Origin of the sequence: Nocardiopsis changdeensis (assembly GCF_018316655.1) — a bacterium.
Taxonomy (GTDB): domain Bacteria; phylum Actinomycetota; class Actinomycetes; order Streptosporangiales; family Streptosporangiaceae; genus Nocardiopsis; species Nocardiopsis changdeensis.
The window spans coordinates 2,543,700-2,557,896 of the sequence record NZ_CP074133.1 but is presented as its reverse complement, the minus strand read 5'-3'; the positions used below and the strand labels follow the sequence as shown (position 1 = coordinate 2,557,896).

Sequence of the window (14,197 nt, the reverse complement as noted above, 5' to 3'; positions counted from 1 at the left end):
GTCAGAACCCGTCCTGGATCTCGACGGTGGGCATGAGGGACCGCAGCGTCCCCTCGGCGATCATCAGCGCGGACAGGGGGAACACGAACTCCGCGCGCGAATGGACGCCGAAACGGGTCTGCAGCTCGAAGATCCCGTTGCCGAACTCCGCCATCGTGAAGACGTTCCCCTCCCCCGTGTGCTCCCGCACGTGGCGCTCCATCGCCGCCACGAACTCCCCGCGCCGCCGTTCGTCCGGCTCCAGGGCGGTGTCGAAGACGATCTCCCCGCACGTGCGCCCGTCCCCGAGGGCGATCGCCCGGAAGAAGCGGTCCAGGTGGCTCCGGGTGTCCTCCGAGACGCGGACGGCGTACCCGGCGTCCAGGAGCACCACCCGGCCGTTGCCGTGGACGTAGAGGTTGCCCGGGTGCAGGTCGCAGTGGACGAAGCCGTCCTCGAACACCATGCGGCGCACGGCCCGCAGGGCCCGGCGTGCGGCCACCGCCTGGGCGGTGGGCGGCATCGGCTCCCCCAGCCCCGGGATGTAACGGGTGACCAGGGCGTTGCGGCCGCACAGGTCCGGGTACAGGGCGGGGACCTCCACCCCCGGGAGGCGGGCCAGGCCGGCGGCCAGGCGCCGGTGGTTCTCCGCTTCGGCGACGTAGTCGGTCTGCGCCAGCACCACTCCGGACACGTAGTCGACCAGGTCGGCCAGGGGGCGGCCGCCCGCCCGGCCGCGGCGGACCGCCAGGGACGCGGCCGCGCGCAGGAGTCTCAGGTCGGCCGCCATCAGCCGTTCCACCCCGGGGCGGCGGAGTTTGACGGCGAGCGGTTCGGTGCCCCGGGCACCGCGGTAGACGCAGCCGACGGTGCCCGAGCCGAGCAGCTCCCCGGTGACCTCGACCGCGGCCAGGGCGGGGATCTCGGCCTCGGCCGCGGCGAGGGCCACCGCCCTCTCCCGCTCGGTCATGGGCCGGGCCCGGTCGTGCAGGACGCCCAGGGCCCCGGCCCAGACCGGGCCGATCATGTCCGGGCGGGAGCCGACCAGTTGTCCGGCCTTGGCCGCGGTCGGCCCCAGCCGTTGCAGTCCGGTGGCCACCGACGCCGCCACGGCCCGCCGCGCGCCGTCCGGCCCCGATCGCAGCAGGCCGACGGCGGCCGCGGCCGCCGCGGAGACGAGCGTACCCGCGCCGATGAGGCCCAGGGCCCCCAGGCGCCGGGCCGTGTCGGCGCGGGTCGGGGCGGGGGTCACCGGCTCCACGCGTGCGGTCCCGGTCCGTCGGGGCCCGCGGCTCCGCCCTCCCCCCGCGGCGGGCCCGACACGAGGAAGGCCAGCCGGCCGAAGGCGGACGCCCAGAAGGAGGTGAGCAGCGCCCGGTCCACCGGGGCCTCGGCGAGCTGGCCGAACTGCTCCCAGCCGGAGTGGAACACCTGGAGGACGCTGCGTCCCAGGCCCGCCGGCTCGATCCACAGGTGGCCGCCCAAGGGGCCGGGCCACCCCGGGCGGTGCAGCTCGAACTCCAGCCGGGGCTGGAAGGAGGGGAAGCTCTGGTTGGCCTCGATGTGCCGGGTCACGGTCAGCGACGCCACTCCGCTGGCGTCCCCGAGGGTGAACTCCACCCGCCCTCCCTCGCCGAGGTCCCCGGAACTCCGCCCGAGCCAGAACTGCAGGGCCGGGACGGAGGTCAGCGCCGTCCACGCCTCGAAGGTCCCCAGGGGCAGCTCCGTCTGGACGTAGGGGCCCATACGCCGCCACGGCCACCGCTGCCGGCGGCCGGTGCGCAGGTGCTCGGCGAGCTGGTCCAGGATGCCGGGCCAGCCCATGCCGTTCCACGACCGCCAGTCCGAGGGGGGATTGGTCGCGCGTTCGACGGCGCGCACGGGCACGACCGGGCCGGGGCCCTCCGACAGCTCCCAGCGCACCGTGGTGGCGGGTCCGACGCCCACCCAGCGCCACAGGTGCTCCAGGACGGCCCGGCCCCCGTGCGGGGGCTCGGCCGCGACGGTGCGGCACCAGAAGAACTCGCCGTCGTTGAAGTCCAGGGCGCTCTCCCGGCCGGGGACGGCCCAGAACTCGTCGGCGTCGGCGAACCACTGGGAGACGGCGTAGGGGTCGGTGAGGGCGTTCCACACGTCGTCGAGGGAGTGGCCCCGGATGTGGACGTCGCTGACGAGCTCCTCCCAGCGCCGGTGGGCGACGGGGTGGCCCCCGGACGAGCCCAGAGGGGGGAAGTCGACGAGCTCGTGGGCGAAGGCGGGGCCCTCGGGCGGGCCGGGTTCCGGGGCGGGGCGTTCGGATGCCAGGGGTTCGGCGGACACGGGGGTCTCCACTCTGCCGGCGGGACGGGGCGGGCATGCGGCGGCGGGCGGACGGGCCGTGCCGCGTCCGCCCACCGCGGTCGGTCACTGGAAGCGCTCGGCGGGCAGGTAGCCGCCCATGTTGAACTTCAGGCTGGTCAGGTAGGCCGTCGGCTCGTCCCAGGGGGTGCGGACGTCGTAGAGGGGGAGCATCCGGTAGATCTGCCCCTTGCCGGGGGCGCCGGCCGGCGGGATGGACCGGACGTCGTCGATGGTGAGGATGACCGGCTCCCGGTTGAAGAGCCTGGTGCCCAGCTTGGGGATGTCGAACATGCACCCGACGGCCATCCGGCAGGCCTTGGCGGCCGGCCCCTCGCCCGCGTAGGGGTCGAAGGGGGTGCGGATCTGGCCGGCGGAGAGGTACTCCGGGTTGAGGGTGACCGTGATGGTGCCCAGCTCCTCGGAGGCACCGGTCATGTGCATCTCGATGAGGTTGGTGTAGACCTCGGCGCCCGCCCACTCCTCGTCCGTGGCCGGGGAGCGCACGACGCGCACGTAGCCGTCGAACTCGACGTCGAACTCGCCGACGCCCGGGATCGCGAAGGTGTCCCAGGAGTGGAGGCCCAGGTTGTCGATACCGGGCTCGGGGGCCTTCCACTTGACGACGGGGGACCCCTCGTACAGGTTCGGCACCCCCTCGGTCTCGACCGGACGGCCGAGCAGGGTCTTCTTTTCGGACATGGGCTTTCCTCACCTTTCCTCTGGGAGAACGCGGAAGTCCGGGCTTCCGGGCCTGCGGTGGCCGTCAGACACGGCCGGGGCGGTGGTCGGAGCAGGTGCGGCCGGGCTCGTCGGGGATCCCGTCCTGGTCGCTGTCGAGCTCGCCGTCCACGGTGCTGTACACGTCGCGGGAGTTGAGGTCGATGCGCCCGTCGCCGTCCCAGTCGTTGAGCTTGCCCTTGAAGGTGCCGAGGATGAACACGTTGGTCTTCGGCCCGACCTCGGGGTCGTGCAGCGTGGACAGGATGCCGTTGCCGGGGGCGAGCATCTCGGTGATGTCCTTGCCGACCATGTTCTCGACGTCCGTGTAGCCCCAGCCCTGGAAGCGCCCACGCACGTAGCGGATGGCCGCCTCGCCGCGGACCCGGATGTCGGGGTCCAGGAACCAGGTGCCGAAGCGGGCGAAGCCGATGTCGGTCTGCCGCGTGCCCCGGGAGGGGTCGGCGGCCCGGCCGGAGTGGTAGAAGGTCCGGGGCACGTGGGACTCGAAGTAGAAGTTGCCCCGGTCGGCCCGCGTCCGGTCGGTGAACCCGCGGAACAGGTAGTTGTCCATGTGCCGGGTGCCGTCCTCGTACAGCCCGTCGATGGTCTTGGCCATCAGGAGCTGCCGTTCCCGCGTGGCGACGTTGGGGCAGGCGTGGGCCTGGCCGTAGACCCGGGCCAGCCCGCGGGGCCCCAGGGAGAGCTTGCCCCAGTGCCGGTTGGTGTCGTCCAGGCGGATGTAGAGGTCGCAGTGGATGAGGAGGTAGATCGTCTCGTCGAAGGTGCGCCCCTCGGTGAAGACGGCCTCCCGGGAGTCGAAGGCGGGGTCGCCGGTCTGCAGCTCGCTGAGGAAGAGCTTGGACCACTCGGCGATCTCGGGGTCGGGGTCGTCCAGGAAGCGGGACAGGGTGCTCATCGCGTGGGGGCCGCCGAGCTTCTCGATGGCCCACAGGGTGTCCCAGCGGATCTCCCGGTCCTTCTCGGTGCGCACGACCTGTTCCAGCACCTCGAAGACGTCCGCGGGGTCGCGGTCGGCGTACTCGAAGACGGCCTGCTCGCGGGCCACCGGGTCCGGGTGGGAGAGGGCGTCGCGGGCGAGCTCCTCGTCGGTGCGCGTGTCCAGGCGGACGGCCGCCTTGTTGAGCGCGTAGCCGAAGTCGCTCTGCCAGGCGGCCGGGTCTCCGGCGACCAGGCGGGGGTCCATGCTGAGGGTCGTGCGGTAGGAGAAGTTGAGCGCGTCGCGCTGCTCGCTGGCCAACTCGGTCAGAGGAGGCCGGCCGGCCAGTTCCGCCCGGCGTTCGGCGTCCGCGGGGTCCGGCGGCGGCTGTTTGTGCGCCAGGTCGATCGCCATCTGATCTCTCCTTAACCAGGTAATGGGCACCGGGATTATGCGCACCACCTTAGGACGGAAGACCAATCAATTCCTTCTCGTGCATTGCGGGCCTCCCCCATTAACACGTCCTCCTTTCCCGCGCAACCCCGAACATCCTGCCGGATACGACGGGGGTCGCACAAAAGAAACAACACCATGAGTGACAGAGCGAAAGCATAGGAGAGTCACTGGAACCCCTGGTTTCACAAGAACCGACGCGAAGAAGACGGGAAACCCCCGGGAAGCCGCAGGTGAGAATGCATGGGACCGATCTTTTCGCCGCCCCGCAAGGACCATGGCACGACCGCCGCGACGCCGCCGGACATCCCGCCGCACCGGCATTGCCGGAACCTGGTCTCATTATTTGCGGTTCCGCAGACAGCAATACAGGAGACGTCCAAGGTTGAATCCTCATGGAGGATGAGCGGGTACACGAGAACGTACAACGCACCGGCGAACGCCACGACATGACCATGCCGTAGAGTCACTAGGAGCGAACATGCGCGAATCGGTTCGTCAGGCGGTTTCTTTCATACACCGGCGCTACGCCGAACCGATCACGCTGAGCGATATCTCGTCCGAGGTGTTCGTGAGCCCTTTCCACTTCTCCCGGCTCTTCACCCAGGACGTCGGTATCTCCCCGGGAAGATATCTCGGCGCGGTGCGCATGTTCGAGGCCAAACGCCTTCTGGTCGAATCCTCCATGAACATCTGCGACATCGTCCACAGCGTGGGCTACAACAGCGTGGGCACCTTCACCAGCAGGTTCACCCGGCTGGTGGGCATGTCCCCGCGCGAGTACCGCAAACCGCCGGTGGGGCGGCTGCTGGTCGCCATGTCCAAGGACTTCAACCGCATGCCCCGGGCCGCCGAACTGGCCGGCCTCCACTCGTCGGCGCCCGACCGGGCGGGCCGGGGCACCGGCAGCGTGCACGGCACGATCGAATTACCGCGCGCCATCCCCGACGGCCAGGTGCTGGTGGGCGTGTACGCGGGGGACGTCCCCCAGGGCAGGCCGGTCGCCTTCCGCGTGCTGCCCACCGCCGAACGGATGCCCTTCACGATCCACGGCACGCCTCCGGGCGAGTGGAACCTGGTGGCCCTGGCCATGCGGGTCGGCGCCACGAGGGGCGGCGACGCCATGGTCGGCTCCCTCCCGCACCGGCTCACGGTCAGGCAGAACATGAACACGTGGACCCACCTGTCGATGCGCCGGATGAAATCGACCGACGTGCCTCTGGCCATCTCGCTCGCCCCCGCGCCCGTGGCCGAGACCGCCACCCTGGTCTGCGGCTGACCTCGAACCGGGAGCCCCCGTGAACACGCACCTCGCGACGCTGCGCCGCCGGATCCTCACCCCCGGGACCGACCAGACCCTCGTCAGCACCCGCGGTTTCCACCCCGGCGCCCCGCAGGCCCGCACGCTCATCGAGACCGTCGGCCTCTTCTTCCTCGTCGGCTACGGGCACGCCGCCCAGACCGCGGATCCGGAACGCACCGACCGCCTGCTGGCCGAGGTGCCCGTGCGCTTCCGCGGGTTCGCCCACGAGGGCGCGGCCATGGCGTTCACCGTGCTGGACGCCCTGAGCCCGCGCGGAGGGAGGTCCCGGGCGTACATGGCCGGCCCCGGGAACCCCCACCTGTACATGGCGCACGTCGGCGTGGGCTGGGCCCTGGCCCGCCTGCCCCGGCCGCTGTGGCCCCCGGTGCGCACGCTCGACCCGCTGCTGCGCTGGCTGGTCCTGGACGGGTACGGCTTCCACCAGGCCTACTTCCGCACACGGCGGTTCGTCCACCGGCGGGCCCTCGACGGCCGCCCGGCCCGCTGGTCCGGCCGCCCCGGGTACGCGCCCAGGGCGATGGACCAGGGGGTGGGACGGGCGCTGTGGTTCGTCTCCTGCGCGGACCCCGACCGCGCCGCGGACCTGGTGGAGTCGTTCGGGGAGGAGCGCCGGGCCGACCTGTACAGCGGAGTGGGCCTGGCCGCCGTCTACGCGGGGGGCGCGGACCGCGCGGGGCTGGAGCGCCTGTGCCGCCGGGCCGGGGCGCACCGGCCGCGGCTGGCCCAGGGCGCGGCGTTCGCCGCGGAGACGCGGCTGCGCGCGGGCCTGCTGGTGCCGCACGTGGAGGAGGCCGTCGGCGTGCTGTTCGGCGGCTCCGCCCAGGAGGCGGCCCGTGCGGCCAGGGATGCCCGGCCGGACGGGGAGGAGCCCGGCGGCCCGCCCGCGTACGAGGAGTGGCGGACGCGGCTGGCGGAGCGGTGGGCCGGATGAGTCCGCGCCGGGCCGCTCCCCGGACCGCCCCCTCGCTCCTCGACGCCGCGGCCCATGTGCTCTCCACCGAGGGCCCGGCGGCGCTGACGACCCGTCGCCTGGCCCGCGAGGCGGGCTGTTCGACCATGGCCGTCTACACGCACTTCGGGGGGATGACGGGCCTGGTGCGGGCGATGGTCCACGAGGGCTTCGCCCGGTTGCACGCGCACTTCGCCCGGGTGGCCCCCTCCACCGATCCGGTGGCCGACCTGGCCCTGTACGGGCGGGCCTACCGGGCGAGCGCGAAGGCCGCGCCCCACCTCTACGCGGTGATGTTCGGGGCCTCCTCCCTGGCGGGCTTCTCCCTGTCGGAGGAGGACCGCCAGCACGGGCGGTACACCCTGGCGCCGGTGGTCTCCTGCACCGAGCGGTGCATGCGGGAGGGGCGCTTCGCCTCCGACGACCCCTTCGCGGTCGCCCACCGCATGTGGACGGGGGTGCACGGGGTGGTGTCCCTGGAGCTGGGCTCCTACCTGGTCGCACCGTACGACGCCGACGCCTGCTTCGAATCGGTGCTCCCCGCCCTCATGGTGGGCGCCGGGGACCTGCGGGAACGGGCCGAGGCGTCGGTGGCGCTGTCCTGCGACCGGTTCCGCGGCGGGCCGGCGTCCGCGAACCCCCCGTCGACGAACACCAGCGGGGCGGCGCCGCCCCCCGGGACCGCGCTGAGGACCTCGCCGACCACGATGGAGTGATCCCCGGCGCGGTGGACGTCCCGTACCGCGCACTCCAGCCATCCGCGTGCGCCCGCCAGCAGGGGCGCGCCCGTCCGCGCTCCCCGGAACCAGTCGCACGGCGCGAACTGCGCGGCCCCCGAGGGGCGGGAGCGGTCGGCGAAGTGGGCGGCCAGGGCGGCCTGGTCGGCCCCGAGCAGGGACACCCCGAAGGCCCCGAGGTCGCGGACGGTGGTGTGCAGGCGCGCGGTCGAGGCCACGCAGCACAGGACCAGCGGCGGGTCCAGGGAGACGGAGGTGAAGGCGTTGGCGGTCATCCCGTGGGGGTCGGGCCCGCCGGTCGTGAGCACGGTCACCCCGGTGGGGAAGCGCGCCATCACCGTGCGCAGATCCGCCATCAGACCACCGCCCGGGCCGGGGAGAACGGCGCCAGTGCGGTGCGCAGGGCCTCGGGCACCCGGACCGGGACCACGGCGTCGCCGTGGCCGCGCATGCACACGACGCGCTGGCTCCCCCGGGCCACGCGCGTCTCCCGGTCCCCCTCCAGCCGCACGTAGTCGAAGGAGAAGCCGAGCTGGGTCTGGCCCAGGTCCTCCAGCCGCATCCTGATGGACACCACGTCGAACGCGGTGGTCTCGGCCAGGTAGTCGCAGTCCACGCGGAGGGTGAAGAGCTTGAGGTCCCCGCGCAGGTCGTCCAGGACCGAGGGGGCGTGCTCGCGCAGGAACATCTCCCGGCAGCGCCCCTGCCAGCGCAGGTAGTGCGCGTAGTAGACGTTGCCGACCAGGTTGGTCTCCTCCAGGCCGACGGTGTGGCGGATCTCGTAGTGACCGGTCACTGCTGCTCCTTCGGTGAGGTGGCCCCGGGAACGCGGCCGACGGCGACGACCACGGGGGCGTCGCGGCCCGCCAGTCCGGTGGCCAGGGTGGCGACGGAGACCGCCCCCGACGCGAACACGGCCCATCCGCCGGGACGGACGCGCTCCAGGACCACTCCGCTCGTGGCGGTCCCGAGCTTGCGCAGGCATTCCAGGACGGCCCAGACCCGGGTGGCCGACGTGTCGGCGTCCTCGCCCGCCTCCCGGGCGGCCAGGTCCGCGGCGGCGAGGGGCCCCGGCCCCAGGAGGTCCGCCCACGCGGCACGGTCCCGGCGGACCACCTCCTCGATGTCGCAGCCGACCGGTGTGTCCGCGCAGACGGCCAGGGCCGCCCCGGCACCGTGGGAGACGGAGACGTGGGCGCCGTCGACCTCGGGGCGCCCGTCGGGCCGGTGGCGCACGGTGGCGGCGCGGTCGAGGCAGCGCCGCAGTGCGGCGGCCCCGGCCTGGGCCCGGCCGGGGCCGGCGGCGGGTTCGGCGGCGACCCGGACCCCCTCCCCCAGGAACCGGGACACGGACCTTTCGAGGTGGGGGCCGAGCAGCGGGGCCGGCCAGGGGGCGGCGCCGCCCCGGGAGCGCACCGCCCGCAGGCGCAGGCCCTCCCAGCGTTCGACGACGAGGCCGTCGGGCCCGGACAGCTCCACGTCGTAGACGTGCGAGTCCCCGTCGCGGAACCGCTCCGCCGCGGCCAGGAGAAAGGGTCCGGAGCGGTCCGGCGGGGCGGGCAGGAGGCGGTCGACCCGCTCCGGCAGCAGGACCGCGTCCGGCACCCCGGCCTGGAGCGCGTGCATGGCGGTGTCGCGGACGCCGGGGTCGGCGAGGACCAGGCCCTGGGGGAGGTAGGGGGCGAACCACAGGAGCCCGCCGGCGTCCCCGGTCACCTCGGCGACGGTGTGCCGGGCGCTCACCCGGCGGTAGGACGACAGCCGCTGGAACCGCTTGCCCTGGAAGAACAGGCCGCCGTAGAGCTCGGCCGTCGGGTCGAGGGGGACGTGCGGCGCGTCCGTGGCGGGCACGCTCCGCTCCGCCGGGGGGCGCCCGGCCGGGGGGAGGCGCAGGACCGCGCGGAAGTGGTCGGCGGCGAACCCGGTCTCCCCGGTGCGCACGACCACGTCCACGGTGCCGGTGTCGCGGACCAGCGCGGCCACCCGGACCACGCAGGTCCCCGAGGGCGGGACGACGATCGGCCGCAGGAACTCCACGTCCTCGAAGTCGGGCAAGCCCGCGTACCCGGCGATCGCGGTTCCGACCTGGGCCATGGCCTCCATGCCGATGACCGCGGGGACCAGCATGTCCCCGTCGAAGCGGTGGTCCTCCAGGTAGGGGTCGTCCGCGAGGGAGAGCTCCGTGTCGGTGACGAGCTCGGTCCCGGCGCAGTGGACCCGGATCCGCTCCAGGAACCTGCCCAGGGGGAGGGGCCCGGGCGCGGGCAGGGTCGGCGGGTCGCCCATGCGTCCGCACACCACGACGACCGGTCCGGCGGAGGGGTCCCCGAGCAGGTCGTGCAGCACCTCCAGTCCCTCGTCCACAGAGATCGGCGTGACCCCGGCCCCCAGGAGGGACTCGACGACGCCCATGCGCTCCCCCATGCCGGCGCCGGACCACACGGACCATTCGAGCGCCAGGACCCTAGTGTGCGGGTGGCGCCGGCCGTACTCCCGGGCCAGCGCGCTCATCCTGTCGTTGGCCGCGGCGTAGTGGGCCTCCCCGCGCAGGCCCGCGCGCCCGATGACGCTGCCGAAGGTGACCAGCAGGCGCAGCCGACGGGGGTCCACCGCCGCCAGGACGGCGTGCAGGCCGTCGACCTTGGGGGCCGCCGCGGCGGCCAGGTCCGCGGGGGTGAGCGCGCCGAGGGGGGCGGGCTCGTTGCGCCCGGCCCCGTGCAGCACCGCGGTGACGGCGCCGAGGCCGGCGGCGCGCCCGACGGCGGCGCGCACCTGGTCGGGGTCGGCGGCGTCGGCGCGCTCGTAGCGGTACCGGACCCCGGAGTCGGCCAGCCTCTCCAGGTTGGCGGCCAGCTCGGGGTCGGTCCCGGGGTCCGACCTGCCGAGCAGGAGCAGGCCCGGACCGTGGCGCAGCGCCAGGTCCCGGGCGCATTCGGCGGTGATCCCCTTGCCTCCGCCGGTGACCAGGACGACGTCGTCGGGCCCCAGGGGGGCCGCGCCCCCGCTCCCCGGCCTGCCGGGGACGAGCGGGACGAGGGCGGGAACGGTCCGCCCCTCCCCGGTGTACCGGACCTCGGTGTAGGCCGTGGTGGCGGCCGCCTCGGCGGCGACCACGGCCGCCGGCGGCGCGGTGTCGGAACCGTCCGGGGCCGTATCGGACTCGATCACCGTGACCGGTACCCCCGCCTCCACGTGCAGGGTCCGGGCCAGGCCGGAGACGACCGGCTCGGACTGGAGCACGACCAGGCGGACCCCGCGGTCCGCCGCCTCCTGGGCCGCGGCCAGGGAGTCGGCCGGGCGGTCGGGGTCGGCCATGAGGAGGACGCCCTCTCCGGCGCCCGCGGCCGCCAGCGCCGCGCGCACCCGCCCGGCACGGCGGTCGCCGTCGGGCGCGTGGACCGTCCAGTGCGACGGGGACGCGCCTGCGGTGACGGGGGCGGGGGCCGCGGCGGGGCGGTGGCGGAGTCCGAACGCCCGCACCCAGGGCCCCGCCCCGGCCACCTCCTCCGTGGGCCGCCCGTCCGCCGCCCGCGCCGGGTCGTCGATGAGGGCGGCCAGCTCCGCGAGGCTGGAGGTGGCGTGGCCGCTGGTCGCCTCCAGCGGGGGGAGCCCCCGGGCCCGCGCGACCTCGTTGGCGATCTGTCCGACGGTGATGGAGCTCAGGTGCAGTTCGTCCAGCGGCCGGGTGTGCTCCGTGACGGTCTCCGGCGGCAGTTCCACCCGCTCCGCGACGCGGCGGCGGAGCAGTGCGAGGGTGTCGGCGCCCTCCTCGTCCGCGGCCGAGGGGGAGGCTCCGGGGCCCGGGGCCGGCTCCAGGCGGGCGGAGGCGTCCCCGGGAAGGCCCGCGGGCGCCGTCTCGCAGGGGTTGGCGAGGAAGCCGCCGGCCGCGGGGAGGGGCCGGACCAGCCGCCCCTCGAAGAGCTTGCGGCCGTCCACCGGGGCGCCGAGGGCGAAGGCCGCGCCCAGGGCCTTCAGGAGGGGCACCAGGGTCGGGGCATCGGTGTCCACGGACAGGGCGGGGACCCCGGGGGCGATCCGGGCGGCGGCCCGGGACAGCACCCGTCCCGGCCCGGCCTCCAGGAACAGGTCGGTGTCCGGGGCCACGCGGGAGACGGCTTCGAGGAACAGGACCGGGCGGACCACCTGGTCGCACAGCAGGTCGGGCAGGGGCGCCCCGGGGCCCAGGTCCGCGCCGTCCACGGTGGAGACCACGCGCCGGGCGGGCGGTGCGAAGGGGATGCCGCCGAGCACCCGTCGCAGCTCCGGGACGGCGGGGGCGACCAGGGGCGAGTGGAAGGCGTGGGAGACCTGGAGGAGGGCGGTGTCCAGCCCCTGGGCGCGGGCCCGGCCCCGGACCCGCGCCACCGCGTCGGACGGACCCGAGACGATCGTCTGGCCGGGCCCGTTGTGCGCGGCGACCACGACGTCCGGGTCGGGGTCGGCCGCCGCCAGGCGGGCCGCGTGCGCGGCGTCCGCGGCGATGTGGAGCATGGCTCCCCCGGCGCGCGCGGTCCGTGCCATGACCCCGCCCCGGGCCCGGGCCAGCTCCAGCAGGGCCTCCTCCCCCAGGGCTCCGGCCCAGTGCAGGGCGGTGAGCTCGCCGAGGCTGTGGCCGACCGCCGCGCGGGCGGTCACTCCGAGGCCGTCCAGCAGCTTCAGGGCGGCCAGCGAGCCCGCGACGATCCGGGGCTGGGCGTTCTCCGTCGCCACCGGATCGCCGTGCTCGGGGACGGCCGCGGCGTCCAGGGTCCGTTCGAGGTGCGGGAAGCGGCGGCGCAGGGCGCCGCGCGCCCCCTCCCCCGTCCCCTGGCCCGGCATGAGGAAGGTGATCGCGGGGGTGCCGGGGCGGCCGGACAGGAAGATCCCCTTCTCCGGGGCGAGGACCTCCTCCTCCCCCGCATCGATGCGGGCGACCAGTTCCGCGACGGCGTGCGCCGCCGCCTGCGGGTCGGCCGCGACGACGGCGCAGCGCACCGCGCCGCCGCCCAGGCCGGCGGCCGCGGCGGCCGCCAGGTCGGTCAGCTCGGCGTGGGAGAGGCCCGGGAGGAGTTCGCCCCAGGAGGCCAGCAGGGAACGCAGGGCGGCCGGGTCCTCGGCGTCCGCGAGCAGGAGCTCGGCGTCCTGGCGCCCCGCCACCAGGAGCCGGGTCCGTTCGTCGGGCCCGGCGGGAGCGGGGGTGCCGCAGGCCTGGAGGGCGATGTGGGTGTTGATCCCGCCGAAGCCCATGGCGGAGACGCCGGCGCGGGCGGGCCCCTCCTGAGGCCAGGGCTCGGCCCGCTCGGGGACCCGCAGGACCGCGTCAGGCCCGGTGAGAAGGGGGTGGGGCGTGTGCTGTGCGGTGCCCGGGGGGACGACCCGGTGGTGGACGGCCAGGGCCGCCTTGATGAGGCCGGCGACCCCGGCGGCCGCCTTGGTGTGGCCGATGTTGGCCTTGATGCTGCCCAGGGCGGAGGGGGCGCCCGGGCCCCGGGCCGCGGACAGGGCCGCGATCTCCGTCGCGTCGCCCAGGGCCGTGCCGGTGCCGTGCCCCTCGAAGTAGCCGACCGTCGCCGGGGAGTACCCGGCCCGGGCGTAGGCGCGCTCCAGAGCGGTGCGGTGCCCGTCCTGTTCCGGCCGGGTGATGCCCCCCGCGCCGTCGGAGGAGACCGCCCAGCCGGTGACGAGGGCGTACACCCGGGCTCCGGAGGCCAGCGCGTCCTCCTCCCTCATGAGGACGACGACCCCGGCCCCCTCCCCCGGCCAGAAGCCGTTGGAGTCGCGGTCGTAGACGCGCATGTCCCCGGTGGCCAGCGCCCCGGTCCGGGCGAAGCCCACGAGCTCGAACGGGTCGAGGGAGAGGTCGACCCCGCCGACGAGGGCGACGTCCAGGTCCCCGGCGACCAGGGCCCGGGCCGCCGTGACGACCGCGAGGAGGGAGGAGGCGCAGGCGCCGTCGACGGTGTGCCCGCCGCCTCCGAGGTCGAAGTGGTTGCACACCCGGCCCGCGATCGTGTTGGACAGCCCTCCCGCCAGGGTGTCCTCGTCGGGTGCGGGCAGGGGTTCCTTGTAGGCCCGCTCCGCCTCGGCCAGCAGGCTCGCGACCTCGTCGCCGTCCCGGCCCCGCCGACGCAGGACGTCGGCCAGTGTCCGGCGGACGTAGGGCCAGCGCAGGCGCAGGGAGTTGGCCCGGGAGAACTCGCCGGTGAGGGTGTTGCCCAGCACCACCCCGGTGGTGGCCCGGGGCAGTCCGCGCCCCTCGGGGAAGCCGGCGTCCGCCAGGGCGCGGGCGGCGGTGTCCAGGGCGAGCCAGTGGGTCATGTCGGTGGACCGGAAGGTGCTGCCGGCCACCCGGTACGCGGAACGGTCGAACTCGAAACCGCGCAGGACGGCGGCCCGGTCGGAATGGAACCTGTCGACATCGGTCGGATCCGCGGACCAGTAATCGGCCAGGGACAACCGCTCGGCGGGAATGCGGCGAAAGGCCCGGCGTCCGGCCAGGACGTTCTCCCAGAGCTGCTCGGTGCTGTCGGCGTCGGGATAACGGCACGCCATGCCGGTGATGGCGATCCTGTCCATGCTGCCTCCGGGACGTCGGGACGACTGTCCACCAGGGTGCACGGAAAGGGAGCCGACATTCTTCTCGGTTTTTGCTGAGGGAAATTCGATAACGTTGATATTTATTTTTCGGTGCGGGAATTCCCCCGGCGGGCCGACCGGAGAGGGACGCGGGCGGCACGCAACGCAATCACCTGACAACAGCTTGGAGTCGAGCGGACGCA

9 protein-coding genes and 1 pseudogene are annotated in these 14,197 nt (G+C 74.6%); 3 read left to right on the top strand and 7 right to left on the bottom strand.

Translation table 11 applies throughout. The features are described from left to right. Position 1 precedes the first annotated feature (1 nt). The 4 genes from KGD84_RS11590 to KGD84_RS11575 all read right to left on the bottom strand — a co-directional run bounded on the left by KGD84_RS11590 (position 2) and on the right by KGD84_RS11575 (position 4,390). Positions 2-1,231, bottom strand: coding sequence for an AarF/UbiB family protein (locus tag KGD84_RS11590; RefSeq protein WP_220560293.1), 1,230 nt, complete (start codon positions 1,229-1,231; stop codon positions 2-4). Next, positions 1,228-2,298: an SRPBCC domain-containing protein gene (locus tag KGD84_RS11585; protein WP_220560292.1), complete on the bottom strand. Its 1,071-nt coding sequence runs from the start codon at positions 2,296-2,298 to the stop codon at positions 1,228-1,230. Before KGD84_RS11585 ends, KGD84_RS11590 begins: the two co-directional genes overlap by 4 nt. Before the next feature lie 84 nt (positions 2,299-2,382). Further along, positions 2,383-3,018 carry a DUF6073 family protein gene (locus KGD84_RS11580; protein WP_220560291.1) on the bottom strand — a complete coding sequence of 212 codons (636 nt, stop codon included), beginning with the start codon at positions 3,016-3,018 and terminating at the stop codon, positions 2,383-2,385. A gap of 64 nt (positions 3,019-3,082) precedes the next feature. Beyond that, positions 3,083-4,390: a HEAT repeat domain-containing protein gene (locus tag KGD84_RS11575; RefSeq protein WP_220560290.1), complete on the bottom strand. Its 1,308-nt coding sequence runs from the start codon at positions 4,388-4,390 to the stop codon at positions 3,083-3,085. Between the two features lie 520 nt (positions 4,391-4,910). On the opposite strand from KGD84_RS11575, the gene KGD84_RS11570 reads away from it, so the two are divergent. Genes KGD84_RS11570 through KGD84_RS11560 form a run of 3 tightly spaced genes read left to right on the top strand, consistent with a single transcriptional unit; the run spans position 4,911 to position 7,418 of the window. Continuing rightward, positions 4,911-5,708 carry a helix-turn-helix domain-containing protein gene (locus KGD84_RS11570; protein WP_260697213.1) on the top strand — a complete coding sequence of 266 codons (798 nt, stop codon included), beginning with the start codon at positions 4,911-4,913 and terminating at the stop codon, positions 5,706-5,708. 19 nt (positions 5,709-5,727) lie between these two features. Then, entirely contained in the window at positions 5,728-6,684 is a 957-nt protein-coding gene (locus tag KGD84_RS11565) for a DUF1702 family protein (protein ID WP_220560288.1), read from the top strand. Beyond that, positions 6,681-7,418 carry a TetR/AcrR family transcriptional regulator gene (locus KGD84_RS11560; RefSeq protein ID WP_220560287.1) on the top strand — a complete coding sequence of 246 codons (738 nt, stop codon included), beginning with the start codon at positions 6,681-6,683 and terminating at the stop codon, positions 7,416-7,418. Before KGD84_RS11565 ends, KGD84_RS11560 begins: the two co-directional genes overlap by 4 nt. On the opposite strand, the pseudogene KGD84_RS11555 reads toward KGD84_RS11560, so the two are convergent. The 3 genes and pseudogenes from KGD84_RS11555 to KGD84_RS11545 form a co-directional block, all read right to left on the bottom strand. Continuing rightward, positions 7,391-7,714, bottom strand: a pseudogene (locus tag KGD84_RS11555) (flavin reductase family protein); the annotation flags it as partial. The gene KGD84_RS11560 and the pseudogene KGD84_RS11555 overlap by 28 nt on opposite strands. Before the next feature lie 80 nt (positions 7,715-7,794). After that, on the bottom strand, positions 7,795-8,235 hold the full coding sequence (locus tag KGD84_RS11550) for an acyl-CoA thioesterase (RefSeq protein WP_220560286.1): 441 nt from the start codon (positions 8,233-8,235) through the stop codon (positions 7,795-7,797). Beyond that, positions 8,232-13,994 (bottom strand): type I polyketide synthase, encoded by a 5,763-nt coding sequence (locus KGD84_RS11545; protein ID WP_220560285.1) that lies wholly within the window; start codon positions 13,992-13,994, stop codon positions 8,232-8,234. The genes KGD84_RS11550 and KGD84_RS11545 overlap by 4 nt, the downstream gene beginning before the upstream one ends. Positions 13,995-14,197: the final 203 nt, after the last annotated feature.

What these genes read in the sequence shown, in the direction of transcription:
- KGD84_RS11545 (WP_220560285.1), bottom strand. Translation starts at nt 13,994, where the DNA reads ATGGACAGGATCGCCATCACCGGCATGGCGTGCCGTTATCCCGACGCC.
- KGD84_RS11580 (WP_220560291.1), bottom strand. Translation starts at nt 3,018, where the DNA reads ATGTCCGAAAAGAAGACCCTGCTCGGCCGTCCGGTCGAGACCGAGGGG.
- KGD84_RS11560 (WP_220560287.1), top strand. Translation starts at nt 6,681, where the DNA reads ATGAGTCCGCGCCGGGCCGCTCCCCGGACCGCCCCCTCGCTCCTCGAC.
- KGD84_RS11570 (WP_260697213.1), top strand. Translation starts at nt 4,911, where the DNA reads ATGCGCGAATCGGTTCGTCAGGCGGTTTCTTTCATACACCGGCGCTAC.
- KGD84_RS11575 (WP_220560290.1), bottom strand. Translation starts at nt 4,390, where the DNA reads ATGGCGATCGACCTGGCGCACAAACAGCCGCCGCCGGACCCCGCGGAC.